The 1,208-nt window shown below is 63.9% G+C and carries 3 protein-coding genes; all 3 read left to right on the forward strand.

Going from position 1 to position 1,208, the window contains the following annotated elements; genetic code table 11:
- The coding region (locus P0D96_RS48000) for a transposase (protein ID WP_408321341.1) at positions 1-334 on the forward strand (334 nt) is incomplete at its 5' end.
- Positions 331-669, forward strand: a complete 339-nt coding sequence (gene tnpB, locus P0D96_RS48005) for an IS66 family insertion sequence element accessory protein TnpB (RefSeq protein WP_408321343.1) — start codon at positions 331-333, stop codon at positions 667-669. The genes P0D96_RS48000 and tnpB, both read left to right, overlap by 4 nt.
- Before the next feature lie 63 nt (positions 670-732).
- On the forward strand, positions 733-1,208 hold a 476-nt coding region (locus P0D96_RS48010; protein ID WP_459252714.1), incomplete at its 3' end, for an IS66 family transposase.

Here is a 1,208-nt window from a genome sequence, read left to right on the forward strand (position 1 = left end):
CAGCGTGGAGTTTAAGGCTCAGGTTGTTGCGGCTTGTCAGGGCCCGGGAGTGTCGCTCGCGGCCATCGCCCTGCACCACAAGTTGAACGCAAATCTGCTCCGACGTTGGGTGGAACAGGCCGAAGGGAGCGCCCGGGTGGCGGTCGCGTCCAGCGAAGTGGCTGTGCAGTCCGCAGAGGCGCCGGCATTCGTGCCGGTACCGCTCGACACGATGAACGTTCGCCCGGCCGAGATCCGCGTCGAGGTGCGTCGCGCGCACCAGTCGATCACGGTTAGCTGGCCGACATCAGAGGCAGCACAATGCGCCGCCTGGCTGCGTGAGTGGCTCGCGTGATCCGCATTGATCAGGTGTGGCTGGCGGTCGAGCCGCTGGACATGCGGGCCGGCTTTGATACGGCACTGGGCCGGGTGATAACCGTATTCGGCGCCGCGCATCCATATCATGCTTATCTGTTCGCCAACCGGCGGGCCAACCGTCTGAAGGTGCTGGTTCACGACGGGATTGGAATCTGGCTGGCAGCGCGACGGCTGAACGAGGGACAGTTTGTCTGGCCTTACCCTGGTAGCGAGCCGAAGCATCACGTGCTGACGCAGGAGCAACTCGCCGGTCTGGTGGTGGGTTTGCCGTGGCAACGCATCGGTCCTGACGGCGTGATCCGTGTCGTATGACGCCCGCAATGACGTAAACGGTTGCGCTTTCGCGCTCTCCGAGGTTCTGGCAGACTCGTCCGCATGGACCTGCCCGCCGATCTCAACGCCCTCAGCCCGGAACAGTTGCGCGCGCTCGCCGCGCAGCTGATTGCCCAGGTCGAGGACAGAGACCGGGAGATTGATGAGAAGACCCGGGAAGTCGGCGAGAAGGAACGGGAACTGCGTTACCGGCAGACCCGTATCGACCAGTTGACCCACGAGATATCGATCCTCAGGCGCCAGCAGTTCGGCCGACGCAGCGAACAGCTCAGCAGCGATCAGATGAACCTGCTGGATGAAGCGATCGACACGGATCTGGCCGCCATTGAAGTGGAGCTCGAGCAGCTTCAACCACAAGCCACAGCCGAGCTGTCACCCCAGCAACCGAAGCGCGCAGCGCTGCCGGCGCAACTGCCGCGCACAGAGATCCACCACGAGCCGGACTGCACCGTGTGTCAGTGTGGCTGCGAGCGCGTGCGCATCGGCGAGGACATCAGCGAGAAGCTGGACTACACACC

Source organism: Paraburkholderia sp. RL17-347-BIC-D, assembly GCF_046027915.1.
Taxonomy (GTDB): domain Bacteria; phylum Pseudomonadota; class Gammaproteobacteria; order Burkholderiales; family Burkholderiaceae; genus Paraburkholderia.